Raw genomic sequence first — 14,320 nt, 5'->3', positions numbered from 1 at the left:
ACTACACGGTCATGTACCCGAACTTCTCACGGATGTAACCTCTCTAAGCGACATTGTATTCATCGCACACCCTATATTGCTCATATTGCTCAGACGCATCGTAACAGAGGAGTGGAAAAATAGATGTGAGCGCGCTTACATTTATATTTTGACAAAACGGGTAATCTAATGTGAAAGAAAAAATCTTGATTCTCTGAAAAGGAAGTGAAGCGTCTTGTCTATTTCAACCCAACAACACCTGAGCGAAAAATTCCATTTGGTACGTGGTGCTACGATGGGCTTGGTGTCAAAATTGGAGATTGAAGATTTCATGATCCAGGCCACTTCGTTCGTCAGCCCGACGAAGTGGCACTTGGCGCATACGACATGGTTCTTTGAACAGTTCATCTTGAAAGAACATATCGAAGGTTACATACCGTTTGATTCAACGTTCTTTTATCTGTTCAACTCTTATTATGAATCGGTCGGAGAGCCTCATCCACAGGCGAAACGAGGCAATATTTCGAGACCTACCGTTTCCCAGACGCTGGCCTATCGTCGCCATGTCGATGATGAGATGGATGCATTTTTCAAGAATGACAAGATGTCAGAAGACGTCCTGGAGTTGATCGAGATGGGATTGCAGCATGAGCAACAACACCAGGAACTCATCCTGATGGATATTCTTTATAACTTTTCGTTTAACCCGCTTCGTCCTATCTTTAATCAGAGGAGCAATCGGGAAGGGGGCATGGCGCCTCGATTAGAGTTTCATACGTTCGAAGGCGGGATGGCTGAAGTCGGACATGATGGAGTGGGATTCTCTTTTGACAATGAGCGTCCGCGGCATAAGACCTACATGCATCCGTTTAGATTGGCCAATCGTCCAGTGACAAATGCAGAATACATTTCATTCATCGAAGACGAAGGATATCAAAAAGCAGAATATTGGTTGTCTGATGGATGGAGTTTTGTGAAAGACAATAAAATTGAGGCACCGGGCTATTGGCAACGAGACGGAGAGACCTGGTGTACGTTCACGCTAAACGGATTGATGCCGATAGACCCTAGCGCACCGGTCTGTCATGTGAGCTTTTATGAAGCTGATGCTTATGCAAGATGGGCGGGATATCGCCTCCCGACCGAGCAAGAGTGGGAAGTGGCACTTGGTGCGCTTCCGCTAGAAGGAAACTTTATGGAAGATGGCTATTTCCATCCCGACTCTCAGTATAAGGATGAAACATTCATGAAAGCCTTCGGTGACGTGTGGGAATGGACGCAAAGTCCTTATATGTCGTATCCCCGAAGCAAACCCCTTGATGGCGCACTTGGTGAGTACAACGCAAAATTCATGTCGAATCAGATTGTACTAAGGGGAGGGGCCTGCGTCACGCCACGCACCCATATTCGGGCGTCGTATCGGAATTTCTTCTATCCCCACATGCGTTGGCAGTTTAGTGGTATCCGATTGGCGGACAACGTATGAGTCGCTATCATGATGAGACCACCATGCAAGGGAAGGCGTCAGCGAAAGATCTAGTCATGGGGTTGATGAAGACACCTAAAACCATCTCATCCAAGTTTTTATATGACGAAACAGGGTCGCGTCTCTTCGAAGACATCACGACACTTCCCGAGTATTATCAGACACGGACAGAAACAGCAATCCTGACATCCTCGACAGACATCCTTCGACTCTACTTTGATCGACCGACGACGTTGGTCGAGTTGGGAAGTGGCAGTAGTACCAAAACAAAGATTTTACTCGATGAGATGGATGCGATTCAGGCCTATGTCCCGATTGACATCTCGACGGATTTTTTAAACGAGACATTACGGAGGTTGAGCCTTAAGTATCCAGATGTCACGATGACTGGAGTCAGTGCTGATTATACGAAGTCATTCGAGATTCCGACGTTTGATACGGAACGGACGATTGTGTTTTTCCCAGGCTCAACAATCGGTAACTTTGAACCCGAAGCGGCCATCGAGTTTCTTCGCCATGTCCGGACACGTCTATCAAACGGTGACTTGTTGATCATCGGGGTGGACAGAAAAAAAGAACGGTCAATCATCGAGGCCGCATATAATGACGCGGATGGCGTGACCTCGGCCTTCAATAAAAACTTGCTGACCCGTATCAATCGAGAGTGCGGAAGCCATATTGATGAGACCGCCTTTGAACATATTTCATTCTACAATGAGCAGGAGGGTCGGATCGAGATGCACCTTCAAAGCCTGGTCAATCAGACGATATCGCTCGATGGGGACCTGATCACATTTGCTGAGGGAGAGACGATCCATACAGAGAACTCCTATAAATTCGACTTGAACGACATCGAACGCTTGAGCGAGGAGAGTGGTCTTCGATTAAAACGTGTCATTTCCGACGAACTTACCTATTTCAGTGTCTGTGTCATGGAAGTGGGCCATCAATAAAAGGGGGAAGAGTTATGAGAGGATACGACCTAATCGTCATCGGCACCGGATCGGCAGGGTCCGTTGCCGCTAGAAAGTGCAGACAAGCAGGTTGGAAAGTCGCAATCATCGACGAGATGCCCTATGGAGGGACGTGCGCATTGCGTGGATGTGACCCTAAGAAGGTACTGATCGGCGCAGCTGAACTGACAGATTGGTATCATCGGATGGACGCCTCGGGCATCGATGGGAATGTATCGATTGATTGGAAGGCTTTGGTGACATTCAAACGTTCCTTCACTCTGCCGGTACCGGAAAATCGAGAGCGGGATTTCACAAGGAGAGGGATTGACACATTTTTCGGAAAAGCCGAGTTCGCGAGTGAATCACTCATTCAGGTAGGGGACGAGATGCTTGAAGGGAAACGGATCCTGCTCGCTACAGGGGCTATGCCTACGCGACTAGGGATAAAAGGGGAGGAATTCCTGACTCACAGTGATCGTTTCATGGAAATCGAGGACTTGCCGAAACGAATCGCCTTCGTAGGGGGCGGATATATCTCATTTGAATTTGCTCATCTTGCTGCACGGGCAGGGGCAGAAGTGCATATCTTTCATAAAAGCTCGACCCCGTTAGAACAGTTCGACCCTGATTTGGTCCAACTACTGATCAAGGCATCAGAAGACGTCGGAGTGAACGTCCATTTGGACAAACGTGTCACTTCGATTGAACGAATTGGTGACGAATTCACGCTCGCTACGATTCATGAGGACCAAGAAGAACAATGGATCGCCGATCTTGTCGTACATGGCGCCGGTCGTGAAGCTGCGGCCGACATGGAGCTTGAAAAGGGACACGTGACATGGGAGAAAAGAGGCGTGATTGTCAACGAATATCTTCAGAGCGTCAGCAATCCCCGTGTCTATGCTGCGGGGGATGTTGCGGCCACCGTGTCTCCTCCATTGACTCCGCTCGCTAGTACAGAGTCTCATATTGTGGCGGCGAACTTGTTGAAAGGCAACCACAAGAAACTGGAAGAGGTCATTGCGCCGACAATCGTTTTCACCATCCCGAAGCTCGCCACGGTAGGAATGAGCGAACGCGAAGCAAAGCTTGCCGGGAAAAGCGTGAAGGTCAATTATAAAGAAACGACCGATTGGTATACGTACAAGCGAACGAACGAGAAATCGGCTGCATTCAAAGTCATCATCGATGAAGAGGAAGATGTGATTCTCGGAGCGCATGTTCTCGGGAGTGGAGCAGATGAACTGATCAATATATTTGCAATCGCGATTCGTTTCAAATTGCCGGTTAAAGAAGTCAAACGGATGGTTTTTGCTTATCCGACTTCTGCATCCGATATCGCCTACATGCTTTGAAAAAGAGGTTGATGACCATCATACTGGTCATCAACCTCTTCTCGAAAGATTTGATTGTCAACGCCATTCTAAAATCCCAGTCAAATTCTCGTAGACCGAATCCGGTCGAACGTCCAACGCTTCAATCGGTTTATTATCACGATTGATCCATGCCGTCTGAAAACCGAAATTTTTAGCGCCGGCGATATCCCAACCGTTGGAGGACATGAATAAAACCTCATCCCGTTTCAAGTCCGTCGTCTTGAACCAGTGCATGTATGCGGATGGTGAGGGTTTGAATTGCTTGACACCGTCAATACTGACGAGCTCATCGAACAACGGGCCGAAAGATGCATGCCCGATCAGTTGATCGAGCATCTCATCAGTACCGTTCGACAAGACGACGGTATGTCGATCCTTTAACTGTTTCAGCACATCCTCGACCTCTTCGTACGGTGCTAGCCTCGCGTATGTCGATAGAAGTTCATTCTCAGTTTCAACAGAAGTGGTCACATCTGTCGCCATCAAGGCATAACGTAAGGCATCACGGGTGACGATTGAGAAGTTTTCATAACGTCCTGAAATCTGACGGATGAAGAAGTATTCCAGTTGTTTTGCGCGCCAAACCTGACTGATCTGGTCCCCTTTTCCAGGAAAATGTGTTTCACACTCCGCCTGAACAGAGTGGACATCGAACAATGTGCCATACACATCGAATACAAAAGCTTTTATCAAAAAATCCCCTCCTACAATTCATCTAGGGCTTGATAAACCTTGTCCGCATGGATGGACAGGCGAATCCCCTTCTTGATATACCCGTCTTTCTTCAGATTAGACATGATGATGCTTGTCGTCTCTCGGGTCGTACCGACCATTGCAGCAATATCGGCATGGGTCAGTCTCATGTTGATCGTCTGCCATTCTTTTTGACGTTCTCCGCTCTTCTCACTCAATTTGAGAAGTAGGAATAGGATACGATATTTTACATCGCTCAATGCGATTTTTTCACTGAGTGCATATACTTCTTTGAGTCGTGCAGACAAAATATTGATCAGTTTCAATGCGATTTTAGGATTTTTCTCGATGAACTGTTCAAACTCTTGGATCCCGATGGTGCACAGGTACGTGTCGGTCATCGCTTCTGCATATAGGTCGTCATCGGTCAAGGAGAGTGTCGCTGTTTCCCCGAAAATATTGCCGCTCGTCAAAATATCGACAGTGAACTGTTTACCATGCTGATTCATGCGATAGAGCCGAACCTGCCCTTCCTTCAATAAAAATAGCGCAGGGATCGGGGCCTCTGGAGAAACGATAAGCGTCCCTCTTTTGACAGGTCGCATCTGACTCATCTCGTCGATGACTTTCAATTCATTCATTGGTAGCTCATCGAATAAGCTGATGTGTGAGAGTAACATCAATTTGTCCATTTGTTACGCCTCTCTCTCATGTAATTTGTCTTACTGTCTTTTATGATTGTAAACGATATGATGAAAAAAAGGGGGAAGGCCTCATGATCCGACTGTATACAATCGATGGTTGTTCGCGCTGTCACCGTGTCAGACTGCGAGTGAATGAATTAGCGATTCCTTTCACTGAGAAAAATCTATTCGAGGATCATCGTCATATCGAGGAACTGATTGAATTGAATCGAGAACTTGTGACCCCGACACTCGTGAACCGGGATAAGGTTTTCACAGGTGAGGCGTTATGGGACGAACTTGATCGGCTAGTGGCGGAAACGAACAAAAGGGAGTGATCACTCCCTTTTTTCATGATGTGACATATGTGGCTAGGAACTCTGTGACTTGACCTGGGGTCTTTGCGTTCGCGCTATGCAGGTGCCCGATTTTTTCACCGTTTTTATAAACGAGGAGGCTTGGAATACCCATTACTTGTTCACGATCGGACAGCGTAGGTAGTTCGTCCTTGTTGAGAGTGTGTAATGGGACATCACCTAACGTCGAGTTGACATCTGGCATAAAGGCGTCAAGGCGTCTACAGTCAGGGCACCAGTTCGTATAAAATTTGATGATTGTATACTCATTCGACGAAATGAGCTGGTTGAATTGCTGTTCGGTTGTGATATTCATTTCTCTTCCTCCATTAGCGGACCGCTGCTTTAGGTGCGGTTTTTTTCTCAGTTCGAAACTTGAAGACAATCGCTAAGATGAATGAGAAGAACAGGTGTGTGGCAAGACTCATCAATTGCTCTGGTGCGAGAGCGATTGCAAGATTTGTACCCATTCCCATCATGAGCGGCATGATGACAAGTGGACCCACGATCCAGATACCAATCCCGAATAAGACCGCCAGAGTCCAAATATTCGGGATGACCAAATGTCCCAAACCGAATGTGACACCAAAGATGACACTAATCATCATATGGATCAGCCAACCTACAACGAGACTCTCGCTTCCGACCATCCCGGCAATCGCCCCAATCATCTCCATCATCTGCATCAATAAACCAAATAAGATTCCTCCAACGATTCCGCCGATCACACCGTTGACCACGTTGCGCTTCATCTTTCTCACTCCTTTTATGTTGATATCGTTAGCGTACCTTAAACTGATTCTTGATTCTGTAACCAACCTTACAATTAAGTGAGTGGCGCCTCAAAGCGCCGTCACTCACTTAATTTGAAATTCTTTTTGATGTATTGAATGATTTTTCGAAGTTCGGTCGCAGTAGGACGTCCAAAGGGACTCGTCTGGATTTGTTGATATAAAAGGCGTCCGTGCTTGTCGATGAGGAAATAAGCAGGTTCACCATGTTCGCCATGATCGTTATATGGCGCATCAGGACCGTGATACTTGACTCCGTAATCCATCAACGTCCGAAGCGAATCTTCATGTAGGACCGGGAAACTAAGCGTGTGCTCGTCGACCATTTTGTTCAAGTCTTCGGTTCGGTCAGTTGAAATCGTAACGAGTCGGACACCTTTCTTCTGAAAGTATCCTAGTTGGCTCTCCAAATCTTTCAAGTCTTGCACACAGACCGAGCACCAAGAACCACGGAAAAAGATGATTAAATGCCAATCATCACTTTGAGACATTGACTCGTTCAATGAGAATGTGCCTCCGGTTACTTGTGAGAGATTTATTTCTGGGACCCTATCTAACAACTCAAGATTTTTTGTCATTATGAAGCACTCCTTCACATAAGTAGATTGTATTTAAAAACATATATAGCACATTTACAAATCTAAAGAAGTAAGCCAGGTCACATGTTTCGCTTCATGTTATATTGTTTCGATTGAGACCCGTTGTGTAAGCTAGATTACACTCTCGAACTTTTTAATTGAAGTGGGAATTATCAACATGATAAGGTACGGTCAATATCAAGCGTTTGGTATTGATTTAAATCAAAGTTTAGGAGTGATTGATCATGGTAGAACAAATCAAAGCTGTATCTAAAGGGATGTATACGGAAGGAAATTCTCATAATCATAAGGTGATCATCGACGAACCACAGAACATGGGTGGGACAGACCAAGGTGCCAATCCGTTAGCAACACTATTGATTTCGTTGACAGGGTGTGAGAATGCAATCGCCAACTTTGTGGCCAAAGAAATCAACTTCGATTTAAAAGGGATTGAGTTCGAAGTACGAGGTGATATCGACCCGAGAGGGATGATGGGGGACGAAACGGTCCGACCATATTTCAAAAAGATCACTGTAGATGCAAAAGTGAGCACGAGTGAAACGGACGCACGTGTCCAAGAACTACAAAAAATAGTAGATGCTCGTTGCCCAATCTACACCACTATGGTGGCAGCAGATGTTGAGATGGTCGCTAATTGGTCAAAGGCCTAAATGAACGTAAGGGAGACTTCGCGAAGGAGTCTCCCTTTTTCATGGATAAATCGTTTTTAGGACGTCACAAATGCCGTTCAATAAGGGGCGCTGATCTTTTAGAAAATAGACTTTTTTCATCCTCAAGGAGTGTGTTATGCCAATGTTCTTCAAGAGCCTCCAGAGTCGGCTTCTCTAATCGATTGTTCTTTTCCAAGTCATGTAATGGATGTACAGTTTTTTCAGGATCAAAGTGACCGCTAATCAATGGCTGATTGGGTAACGCTAGCGTATAAGCGACAAGCGTTTCGTCATTGAAGTCATGACTATTCGCGATACCGAACTGTTGAAACTCGAATCCTTTACCATGAATATACATGAGCGGCTCATCGACACGATCCACCTTCAGGTTCGTCTCGAGAGCCGCTTTTACGTTAAGATAGGATTCCACTTCTTCAGGAAACACACTCTGTACGGCGTGCACCCGTTCGTAGAGTGTGAGGTCGGTGTCTTTCCATCCCATACGCCGATCTAGTTGCTCGATATACTCGAGTGGACTCTGTTCTTTCTCTTGCTCTAACGTATGCATCTTCTCCAAGTGTGACTCGATATGGTCGAGGAAAGTCGCAGACGTCTGGTGAACCTCCTGCAACAATTTTTCCTTGTCTAGGAGTTCCTTGTCTTTCGTCCAACAAGCCAGATAGTTTACTAATTTTATAACAGTAAAGATTGAGAATGAAATATAAACAATGAATAATTAAGAAAGTTCATGCCTATTTCTCCATCTCAACTTAAATAAACTTTAAATTAATCAATAGTCATATTTAAGGTTACTTGAAGCATGAACAATTTTTCCTCTTATCAAAAAAATACTAGGTTGTAAAAGGAGTACTTATTTAATACTTTAAATATGTAAAAAAAATCAAAAAAAGGAGGTGAATTAACAAATATAGTTTAATTCAGAAAATAGAAAAGGGGAGATTGATTTGACTAAACTATCTAGGTCGTTCTTCAAAGGGGAAAAATTTAAACTGATAATGTTACTTACCATGATTTTGGTACTGCTCTCAAATCCAAATTCTATCTCGGCTTCATCTAATTTAGAGGAAGACTGTGGATGTGGTAGCGAAGGAGTTAACCTTGAGTATACCGAAATTCAAGGTAAAGAAAAAAGAGTAGCATTAACAGGTTTAGAAGAGAGTTCGATTTTTGAAAAAAATGTGGACCATAAATCTATTAACTTTAAAAAAAGCAAAGTGCTGAATCTAGGGAAAAATGACTATGCAAATGGAGATGTTCTTCAAATTACGACGCTATTTGAGAACTCGAAGAGAGAATTAAATTATGATCTTTTAACAGCACACATTGAAAAAGATAGCAAAAAAATCTTGAAACTTACTTACGTTAAGGTGAACACAGATACAGTCATGTACAAAGACTTTGATGAGAATGGGACATTAATGATTCATCAAGAGTTTAATACCACAGATTTTCTCAATGGAAACTTAGAGAACGGAACAACATATTATAGTGTATACGAAAACCAAACTAAAGGGTTTGCACCACAAGAAGTTTCAGCTAAAGCTGTTGATACAAGCAGCTATTGGTACAAATTTGCTTGTAGTTTTTCGGGTATCGCCGCTTGTGGAGCTGGATGTGTAGCTTCATTTGCTTCAGGACCTTTTGGAGCAGCACTATATGGTATTTGTACTAATGCTTGTAGTTTATTTTGGGGTACTGCCATTTGTTAACTATGGTTAAGTGTATAGTATTAAAAGAGGTACTTCTTTAGGTCCCTTAAGCTATTGATGAACCAGATTGCATAAAGCGATTTGGTTCATCTTTTTTGTGAATTTCTGATTTTTGAGGCGTTCTGTCCTATAATATTGAAGAAGTGTTATGCAGATTTCCTATTCTAATCTATATATTATCCAGCTTCTTAAAGCAGAGCCCTTAGTATGAGTCAACGAACATATTCAACCTGAGAAGCATTTTCTAGAAAGGTTAGAGGAAATCGAGAAGAGAGGGTTGATCAGCCAAATCCGTTTACAATTGCGGTACACGACCATTGAGACCAATATATCTCTTTACAACCACGATTGCCTAAAACGACTAAATGGCTTAAGCACTGTCGAATACAGGTCTCAAGCCACCTAGACCGATTCTTGCTATTTTTTCCTGTTTACTTAGAGGGAAGCAGTTCAGTTTGGAGCGACTTTTTGCAATCCCTTTTTAATAACTTATTTTAGTGTATAAATTATATGTTTCTTATCTACGAGAAACAATAAAAGCACCCATTCCGCTTATTAACATATACGAGATTACAAAAATCCATAAATAAGAAATTGCAATCTGATCATGTCCCATGTATGAGACCATGCATAATATTATAAAAAGAGCTCCTATAAAAACATTAGCGATAATTGCATAATACTTCCTTATGTTATTTATCGTTCGTTCATCGACTTCAGGTGTTTGATCCTTTTTTGATCTTACATAGAAAAAATTAATCAGGAAAAGAAAGATAAATCCTGTTATAGCTCCTGAAATCGAAGCCCAATCTAACCCTTCAGTGAAGTATATTCCGAAAAGCATACCAATCAAACCACTAGCTGCTCCTATAGCGATAATCCAAGAATTATGTTTTTTCTTTTTCATTTTCATTCCTCCTCTTCTAAAGTAAAAACTTCTTCGATGGGAAGATTAAAATATTGAATGATTTTTAATGCTAGTTCTAAACTGGGATTGTATTTATTTTTTTCAATGGCTGTAAATGTCTGCCTTGTGACCTGTAAGTCTTCGGCCATTTTTATTTGCTTAATTCCTCTTTCTTTACGTATTTGTTGGATATTGTTTTTTACCGGCATTTCATCCCTACTTCCCGGAAATCAATAAGTAAATATATCTTTACATATATCGTAAGTGATAAAAGCTCTAATGTAAAGAAAACTTTACCTTTTTATATGATGAGCAAAATTTTTTGAATCTATTTTTCATTCGATTGATTATGTAATAAAGGTATGAGCTTTTAAGTTAAGTTCATACCTTCTAAAACCTATATTAGTCTTTCAATATTAAGCATCGTGGGTTCAGAGAGGTACTTCTTTTTTTCAAGTAGTACATCATGCCAACAATCTTCAAGCGATTTTAGAAGTGGCTTTTCCACTTTATTGTTCTTTTCTAAATCGTGTAATGGGTGGACTGTGTTTTCGGGATCCAAATGACCGCTAATCAATGGCTGATTGGGTAGTGCGAGAGTGTAGACAACGAGTACATCTTCACTGAAGTCATGATTGTTGGCGACACCGAATGACTGGAATCCGAACCCTTTATCGTGAATATACATGAGCGGCTCATCGACACGATCTACCTTCAGGTTCGTCTCGAGGGTCGCTTTTGCATTCAGATAGTTCTCGATTTCCTCGGGAAACACACGCTGTACGGCATGCACCCGTTCGTAGAGATTGAGGTCAGCGTCTTTCCACCCCATACGCCGCTCCAGCTGTTCGAGGTAATTGAGCGGGCTCTGTTCTTTCTCATGTTGCAAGGTGTGTGCCTTCTCCAAGTGTGATTCGATATGGTCGATAAAAGCCACCGATGTTTGATGGACCTCCTGCAACAATTTTTCCTTATCGAGTAGCTCTTTGTCCTTCGTCCAACCGGCCAAGTAAGACAGTGAGAAATCGTCCGTCGGAAACCCGAGCTGATGCGAGACGACGTAGGCGACCATCTCGGCTTGGAACTCCTTCTCGGGTGCCGTGAGTGGTTTGTTCCGCTCAAAGTTCCGCTCCTGGTTGTGTAGCTCTGCGTGGGCGAGCTCATGGATCAGGACGCTAATGTCCTCAATCGATTTGTTCCGCGGGTTCAAGGCGATCGCATGCAGTTCCGGATAGTAACAACCCTTCGCCGTCCCGATCTCGTCGATCGCTTCATCCAATAGCGTCACATTCCGGGCATCCGCGAGCGTCGTCAAGGCGTCACGGATGTCTTGTTCGTTCTCGAGCCCGCCGTCCCGGTGATACCGTTTGAAGATGTCCGAGACCTCGATTCCTTTCTCGCGTGCGTCGGTCTGCGTGTACTCGAACACATGACCGATTTTGAAGTACATCATCTTACGTGACGGGATGCGTCCTTGTGTCACGCCGTCTTTGATTGGCTTCGGTGCCTTGCTGAGCGGCACCCACTCATCTTTATTCAGGGCGTAAGTCACTGGACTTGGGACGAATACTTTGATGCCACGTTCACCTTTTTGAACCTGTGCGCCTTGCTTCTCCCAGAACAGATAAGAGCCGACCGCGACTGCTCCGGGGAATTGGGACTCGATCAAGATTGCGTTTCGCATCGAGTACTGATGAAACTTGCCGAGAAACTGGAGATGTTCCCGAATTTTCTCCGGACTCTCGAAGTAGCTGTCGATCTGTTTCCCCATTTGTTCCGTCAAGGCCTCGAGATCGGCTTTCCGTTCTTCGTTCGTCTTCATCTTGGCCATCGTGTCAGACTCCTTCCTTCAACAAGTCGGTGACAGATTCATCACTATCCGCAAATTCGTTCAGTTCATGTTCAAGTTGTGGCGACGTTTCCGGGATATCGAGTAACAGCCGTGTCCGTTCGAAATTGACGGGAAGCAAGACGATCTCGTCTTCTGCAATGGCGGTTAAAAGCTGATGCTCATCTATGGATATCGGAATTTCGTACCGCTTTCCATAGATGAGGACCGAGACAGTTTTCTGTTGAAGTGTCAACAGTTGTCCCATCGTAAAGGGACGGTCAAGTGGTCGCATAAGGTTCATCCTCTCTCAAAAGTTAGTGTGTCCTTCTTCTGTTTTTGGTGTTCGATGCGTTCCTGGACGACACGTTCCGCCGTCTCGAGGAACGTCGGTTTGAATTGGTCCGTCGTCATGATGTCCTCGATGCCCTCGGTCTGCATGAGCGCCTGTAAGAGCTCTGTCAGGATCTGTCCGTGCCGATCAGAGCGGTTCGCGGCGAGCCGAATTCGCTCAAGTTCCGTTGAAACCTGTTCATTCATCATCTCCTCTATATGACGGGATACCTGCGTGCTAATTGAGCGGATGAGGAACTGCATGTCCCATTTCTCGTCGGCCAGTTGTTTATGCTCGTCTGCGATATGGTCGATGACCTGACCGAGGTGACCGAAGCGTTTGTCGTCGGCGAACTCTTCCAAATAGGCGACCGTCTCCGGCTTCAATCGGAGGCGGATCTGTCTCAACTCTTCCATCGTCCTCCCTCACTTTCCATATTCGATGTCCCGTTCCAGCTGTTCGAAAGCACGTTGATTCTTCAGGTGTTCGAACTCGTCGTTCATATGCCGCTCGATCCGGTAGAGTGATTCCTTGAAGATTTTTTGTTGTTTGAACGCACGTCGGACCGGATGTTTGATAGGTTCACTCTTCTCATTCACGTGTTGCTCTTTCGCCAGTTCACGCATCTCGGAGAGGATGGCATTCCCCATCCTGGTGTAGAGGTCCTGTCGCTTCGTCGTCCGGTACCGCTCGGCCTTCTCCCTGTCGCCGTAGCTACGACGATGGAACGACACTTCCTGTTCAAGCTGTTCGTTGAAGGCTTGGAACTCTGATTTGAAGTGAATGTCGATATAGCGGTCGGTCAGACGGTCGAGCGACTCACGGAGCGGTTGCATCCCGTTCATGTTGTAGCGCCATTGACGTTTGTCTTCCGGCAATCGTTTATAGATGTCTTTGAATTGACGGACGAGTTCGGGATGCAGGACACGGTTCGGGAGCGTTGGAATCTTCCGGTTCCGTTTATGGGCGACCAGTTCGTCTCTTATGAACGCGTTCAGCTTCTCCTGTTCTTTCGTCCGGTCAGCGAGGGAATGGATGACCTTCGACTTCATCAGCTCGATTGATTTCGGTTTGCGTTTGCCGCGCTCGCGCATGTGGCTCGTCTCGACGATGGCGACATGAATGTGGATATTGTCGGTGTTGTAATGCACTGCACCGGTCCAGTAGGCGTGGACCATCTTTTCTTTTTGGAGCATCGAATCGACTGCGTTCCGTGTCGCCTGGATCAACCGTTTCTCGTCGATGAGGTCGTCGTGGAGCACACCGGTCTCGCGTAGCCAGGCGTTATTGAACGAGATAACGTCCTGCCAGAGGATACTCCCGTTCTCTTGCGCTTGCTTGAAGATGTTGCGGACGGCGCGGCGCTTTTCGTCGTTCAAGCGGTCGTCCTCACGTGTGAACAGACCGCTCGACTTCGTCTCGTCTTCCATATAGTCGTGATACGTCTCGAACTGTTCGCGGCTATCTTTCGCGTCCGGACGATTGATGTAGTCGAGGTACGTCGTGTACCGACGCGACTTCTTTTTCGTGCCCGGTACCTTGAACTTCGACTTGATGACGACCCCCGGCATCTCACGCATCCTGCATCACCTCGCTCAACAACCGGGTCACCTCGGCGAGCTCGTCCGCACTCCGTTTCAAGTGGAGCGTGTTCGCCTCGAGCTGTCGTTCGAGACGCTCGACCTGCGTCGATTGGATGCCGTTCGCGCACCAGGAGGCGAGCAGTTCTTTCAAATATTGTTGCCGGGAGCGGTCGTGTTCTTTCGCCCATTCATCGATCTGCTTCACGATGACGGGGTCGATGTCGCGGAGTAACAGATCCATCTGCCTGACCACCTTTCTAGAGGCTACTTATTGCCAACGTTCGAAATAACCGTTCAAAGAGCATAAGGAGAAACTGCTATCACTTGTCGTGATAGCCCAGGCAGAGCCTGGGGTTTCCGTGATAT

Annotated in this window: 19 protein-coding genes; 6 read left to right on the top strand and 13 right to left on the bottom strand. The window is 45.4% G+C overall.

The window, feature by feature from the left end:
* Positions 1-214: 214 nt before the first annotated feature.
* The 3 genes from egtB to KNP75_RS14730 are packed head-to-tail and all read left to right on the top strand — an operon-like array spanning position 215 to position 3,776.
* Positions 215-1,465 (top strand): ergothioneine biosynthesis protein EgtB, encoded by a 1,251-nt coding sequence (gene egtB / locus KNP75_RS14740; protein ID WP_251128384.1) that lies wholly within the window; start codon positions 215-217, stop codon positions 1,463-1,465.
* Positions 1,462-2,418 carry an L-histidine N(alpha)-methyltransferase gene (gene egtD, locus KNP75_RS14735; RefSeq protein WP_214879304.1) on the top strand — a complete coding sequence of 319 codons (957 nt, stop codon included), beginning with the start codon at positions 1,462-1,464 and terminating at the stop codon, positions 2,416-2,418. The genes egtB and egtD overlap by 4 nt, the downstream gene beginning before the upstream one ends.
* Positions 2,419-2,432: 14 nt before the next feature.
* The gene (locus KNP75_RS14730) at positions 2,433-3,776 is read left to right on the top strand and encodes a dihydrolipoyl dehydrogenase family protein (RefSeq protein WP_214879306.1); all 1,344 of its coding nucleotides are present in this window, start codon (positions 2,433-2,435) and stop codon (positions 3,774-3,776) included.
* Between the two features lie 57 nt (positions 3,777-3,833).
* Here KNP75_RS14730 and KNP75_RS14725 read toward each other — a convergent pair whose 3' ends face one another.
* Together KNP75_RS14725 and KNP75_RS14720 are read right to left on the bottom strand one after the other, a co-directional pair.
* Positions 3,834-4,490 carry a haloacid dehalogenase type II gene (locus KNP75_RS14725; RefSeq protein ID WP_214879308.1) on the bottom strand — a complete coding sequence of 219 codons (657 nt, stop codon included), beginning with the start codon at positions 4,488-4,490 and terminating at the stop codon, positions 3,834-3,836.
* An 11-nt stretch (positions 4,491-4,501) separates the two neighbouring features.
* On the bottom strand, positions 4,502-5,182 hold the full coding sequence (locus KNP75_RS14720) for a Crp/Fnr family transcriptional regulator (protein WP_214879310.1): 681 nt from the start codon (positions 5,180-5,182) through the stop codon (positions 4,502-4,504).
* Between the two features lie 83 nt (positions 5,183-5,265).
* On the opposite strand from KNP75_RS14720, the gene KNP75_RS14715 reads away from it, so the two are divergent.
* Positions 5,266-5,511, top strand: a complete 246-nt coding sequence (locus tag KNP75_RS14715) for a glutaredoxin family protein (RefSeq protein ID WP_214879312.1) — start codon at positions 5,266-5,268, stop codon at positions 5,509-5,511.
* A gap of 13 nt (positions 5,512-5,524) precedes the next feature.
* On the opposite strand, the gene KNP75_RS14710 is transcribed toward KNP75_RS14715, so the two are convergent.
* From KNP75_RS14710 to KNP75_RS14700, 3 genes are all read right to left on the bottom strand, one after another.
* A complete protein-coding gene (locus KNP75_RS14710) occupies positions 5,525-5,845 on the bottom strand; it encodes a thioredoxin family protein (RefSeq protein ID WP_214879314.1) in 321 nt (106 codons plus the stop codon).
* Positions 5,846-5,858: 13 nt separating this feature from the next.
* On the bottom strand, positions 5,859-6,281 hold the full coding sequence (locus KNP75_RS14705; RefSeq protein ID WP_215190748.1) for a DUF1440 domain-containing protein: 423 nt from the start codon (positions 6,279-6,281) through the stop codon (positions 5,859-5,861).
* A gap of 101 nt (positions 6,282-6,382) precedes the next feature.
* The gene (locus KNP75_RS14700; RefSeq protein WP_214879317.1) at positions 6,383-6,898 is read right to left on the bottom strand and encodes a peroxiredoxin family protein; all 516 of its coding nucleotides are present in this window, start codon (positions 6,896-6,898) and stop codon (positions 6,383-6,385) included.
* A gap of 245 nt (positions 6,899-7,143) precedes the next feature.
* Between KNP75_RS14700 and KNP75_RS14695 the strand changes: the two genes are divergently transcribed.
* Positions 7,144-7,572, top strand: coding sequence for an OsmC family protein (locus tag KNP75_RS14695; protein ID WP_214879320.1), 429 nt, complete (start codon positions 7,144-7,146; stop codon positions 7,570-7,572).
* Positions 7,573-7,636: 64 nt separating this feature from the next.
* On the opposite strand, the gene KNP75_RS14690 is transcribed toward KNP75_RS14695, so the two are convergent.
* On the bottom strand, positions 7,637-8,140 hold the full coding sequence (locus tag KNP75_RS14690; RefSeq protein WP_215190747.1) for a hypothetical protein: 504 nt from the start codon (positions 8,138-8,140) through the stop codon (positions 7,637-7,639).
* A gap of 397 nt (positions 8,141-8,537) precedes the next feature.
* On the opposite strand from KNP75_RS14690, the gene KNP75_RS14685 reads away from it, so the two are divergent.
* Positions 8,538-9,302, top strand: coding sequence for a putative immunity/bacteriocin fusion bifunctional protein (locus tag KNP75_RS14685; protein WP_214879325.1), 765 nt, complete (start codon positions 8,538-8,540; stop codon positions 9,300-9,302).
* Positions 9,303-9,819: 517 nt separating this feature from the next.
* On the opposite strand, the gene KNP75_RS14680 is transcribed toward KNP75_RS14685, so the two are convergent.
* The 7 genes from KNP75_RS14680 to KNP75_RS14650 form a co-directional block, all read right to left on the bottom strand.
* The gene (locus KNP75_RS14680; protein WP_214879327.1) at positions 9,820-10,209 is read right to left on the bottom strand and encodes a hypothetical protein; all 390 of its coding nucleotides are present in this window, start codon (positions 10,207-10,209) and stop codon (positions 9,820-9,822) included.
* 2 nt (positions 10,210-10,211) lie between these two features.
* On the bottom strand, positions 10,212-10,418 hold the full coding sequence (locus KNP75_RS14675; protein WP_214879329.1) for a helix-turn-helix transcriptional regulator: 207 nt from the start codon (positions 10,416-10,418) through the stop codon (positions 10,212-10,214).
* A gap of 188 nt (positions 10,419-10,606) precedes the next feature.
* The gene (locus KNP75_RS14670) at positions 10,607-12,040 is read right to left on the bottom strand and encodes an ArdC-like ssDNA-binding domain-containing protein (RefSeq protein ID WP_214879331.1); all 1,434 of its coding nucleotides are present in this window, start codon (positions 12,038-12,040) and stop codon (positions 10,607-10,609) included.
* A gap of 4 nt (positions 12,041-12,044) precedes the next feature.
* Entirely contained in the window at positions 12,045-12,332 is a 288-nt protein-coding gene (locus KNP75_RS14665; RefSeq protein WP_214879333.1) for a hypothetical protein, read from the bottom strand.
* A gap of 5 nt (positions 12,333-12,337) precedes the next feature.
* Positions 12,338-12,787, bottom strand: coding sequence for a hypothetical protein (locus KNP75_RS14660; RefSeq protein ID WP_214879335.1), 450 nt, complete (start codon positions 12,785-12,787; stop codon positions 12,338-12,340).
* Between the two features lie 9 nt (positions 12,788-12,796).
* Positions 12,797-13,951, bottom strand: a complete 1,155-nt coding sequence (gene mobP2 / locus KNP75_RS14655) for a MobP2 family relaxase (RefSeq protein WP_214879336.1) — start codon at positions 13,949-13,951, stop codon at positions 12,797-12,799.
* Positions 13,944-14,195, bottom strand: coding sequence for a hypothetical protein (locus KNP75_RS14650; protein ID WP_214879337.1), 252 nt, complete (start codon positions 14,193-14,195; stop codon positions 13,944-13,946). The genes mobP2 and KNP75_RS14650 overlap by 8 nt, the downstream gene beginning before the upstream one ends.
* Positions 14,196-14,320 lie beyond the last annotated feature (125 nt).

Source organism: Exiguobacterium sp. s6 (assembly GCF_018618155.1).
GTDB lineage: Bacteria > Bacillota > Bacilli > Exiguobacteriales > Exiguobacteriaceae > Exiguobacterium > Exiguobacterium mexicanum_A.
This window is presented reverse-complemented; position numbering and strand designations above follow the sequence as displayed.

Bases quoted from the DNA above. Each gene is read 5' to 3' on its own strand.
- KNP75_RS14730 (WP_214879306.1), top strand. From the start codon at position 2,433: ATGAGAGGATACGACCTAATCGTCATCGGCACCGGATCGGCAGGGTCC.
- KNP75_RS14700 (WP_214879317.1), bottom strand. From the start codon at position 6,898: ATGACAAAAAATCTTGAGTTGTTAGATAGGGTCCCAGAAATAAATCTC.
- KNP75_RS14710 (WP_214879314.1), bottom strand. From the start codon at position 5,845: ATGAATATCACAACCGAACAGCAATTCAACCAGCTCATTTCGTCGAAT.
- KNP75_RS14690 (WP_215190747.1), bottom strand. From the start codon at position 8,140: ATGCATACGTTAGAGCAAGAGAAAGAACAGAGTCCACTCGAGTATATC.
- mobP2 (WP_214879336.1), bottom strand. From the start codon at position 13,951: ATGCGTGAGATGCCGGGGGTCGTCATCAAGTCGAAGTTCAAGGTACCG.
- KNP75_RS14665 (WP_214879333.1), bottom strand. From the start codon at position 12,332: ATGCGACCACTTGACCGTCCCTTTACGATGGGACAACTGTTGACACTT.
- KNP75_RS14705 (WP_215190748.1), bottom strand. From the start codon at position 6,281: ATGAAGCGCAACGTGGTCAACGGTGTGATCGGCGGAATCGTTGGAGGA.
- egtD (WP_214879304.1), top strand. From the start codon at position 1,462: ATGAGTCGCTATCATGATGAGACCACCATGCAAGGGAAGGCGTCAGCG.
- KNP75_RS14670 (WP_214879331.1), bottom strand. From the start codon at position 12,040: ATGGCCAAGATGAAGACGAACGAAGAACGGAAAGCCGATCTCGAGGCC.
- KNP75_RS14715 (WP_214879312.1), top strand. From the start codon at position 5,266: ATGATCCGACTGTATACAATCGATGGTTGTTCGCGCTGTCACCGTGTC.
- KNP75_RS14675 (WP_214879329.1), bottom strand. From the start codon at position 10,418: ATGCCGGTAAAAAACAATATCCAACAAATACGTAAAGAAAGAGGAATT.
- KNP75_RS14720 (WP_214879310.1), bottom strand. From the start codon at position 5,182: ATGGACAAATTGATGTTACTCTCACACATCAGCTTATTCGATGAGCTA.
- KNP75_RS14680 (WP_214879327.1), bottom strand. From the start codon at position 10,209: ATGAAAAAGAAAAAACATAATTCTTGGATTATCGCTATAGGAGCAGCT.
- KNP75_RS14650 (WP_214879337.1), bottom strand. From the start codon at position 14,195: ATGGATCTGTTACTCCGCGACATCGACCCCGTCATCGTGAAGCAGATC.
- KNP75_RS14695 (WP_214879320.1), top strand. From the start codon at position 7,144: ATGGTAGAACAAATCAAAGCTGTATCTAAAGGGATGTATACGGAAGGA.
- KNP75_RS14660 (WP_214879335.1), bottom strand. From the start codon at position 12,787: ATGGAAGAGTTGAGACAGATCCGCCTCCGATTGAAGCCGGAGACGGTC.